Source organism: Bacteroides sp. AF39-11AC, assembly GCF_003474285.1.
Lineage (GTDB): Bacteria > Bacteroidota > Bacteroidia > Bacteroidales > Bacteroidaceae > Bacteroides.
This window is the reverse complement of record NZ_QROH01000030.1, coordinates 312-1549: the sequence shown is the minus strand read 5'-3', so window position 1 is coordinate 1549 and position 1238 is coordinate 312. Positions and strand designations below refer to the sequence as shown.

The 1238-nt window shown below is 32.6% G+C and carries 2 protein-coding genes; both read left to right on the top strand.

Translation table 11 applies throughout. From position 1 onward, the window contains the following. A partial coding sequence (locus DW036_RS25705) for a hypothetical protein (protein ID WP_158585998.1) occupies positions 1-270 on the top strand: 270 nt, incomplete at its 5' end. Positions 271-275: 5 nt separating this feature from the next. Further along, positions 276-812, top strand: coding sequence for a hypothetical protein (locus tag DW036_RS25315; protein WP_118466749.1), 537 nt, complete (start codon positions 276-278; stop codon positions 810-812). Positions 813-1238 lie beyond the last annotated feature (426 nt).

The window sequence follows — 1238 nt, the reverse complement described above, 5'->3', positions numbered from 1 at the left end:
GAATTGGAAGCACATATTTTTGTAGATGCTGCGTTAACTCTATTGAATAATAATTTTTTAAAAAGTGGATCTAATACAATAGGATATAGTGGCTCTGAATCTCTTAAAGGAGCAATGGAAATATTGATGAATTCAATATTGAATAAAGGCGGCTTCTCAAATGAACAATTACCTCTTTATAGAGAGGTTGCGAATAATTGGTATCAGTATTCAGGGACATATACAGAGTCCTTTCCGCCCAAAACATTGTATCAATATATAAAAAAATAAAGAATATGAAAAAGAATCTTTTGATGATTGTGGTTATTCTGTTAAGTGCAACCACTTTAAAGGGACAGACTGAATCCCAATACTTTGTGTATGAAAGGCCTAATAATGGTTATGTGATTATAAAGCCCAAAAACGAAATCAATCGTATTTTGGAGAAGGGTGGAGCTTTATTGGAACTCACATCTGATACTCGAACTTCTTGGGGGGAGTGTTCGAGAGTAAAACCTTTGCAGGAATTGGTAGATGACGGGATATTATCTAAACAAAGAATATTGGAGTTAAAGAAAGAGGATAAAACAATAATAGAGGTTTTCTTTGATGAGACTGGAATTGTAAGTTATGTTTATTTTTGGGTTATTCCCGGGACAAAATCTCTTTTGACAGATCAGGAACTTTATGACATATTCCAGAGGTATAAGGGAGTTAAGTATGATATGACAGGGGTTAAAGTTATTGAATCAGAGAAGGGTTCTAAAACCAGTTTTTATAGTTCGGACTTTTTTGAGCTCCCGTATGAAGATTTAAAAATTAGTACTCCTTGACTGTAAAGAGAGCAGAGAACGGGATTGTTTTCGCTTTCCAGTTTTCTGCTTTCTTGAAATAGTACTTAGTTAAGATGTATAAAATAAACAACAGGAGTTATATGTCTAACTTGTGTTTGAACAAATGGTATTGCACTTATAATGAATAAAGAATGGGCTTTACAGTTTTCTTTAAAGCAATATATGCTGAACTAATTTTTTTATATAGTGAAAAGGAAAGAAAGAAGTAGCTGTTGCAATAGCTCACGAACTACTGACCGAGAAAGTTAAGGTATACGATTTTACTACTTTCTATTTGCACCGTAATTTAAAGAAAATCTTCGAAGATGAGTTAAGATAATGTTTAATTAGAAAATGAAAAATGCATGAAACACATTGAAAAATGGAAAAAATGGCGTATTCTGATATACATAGGTGTGTTGGGTA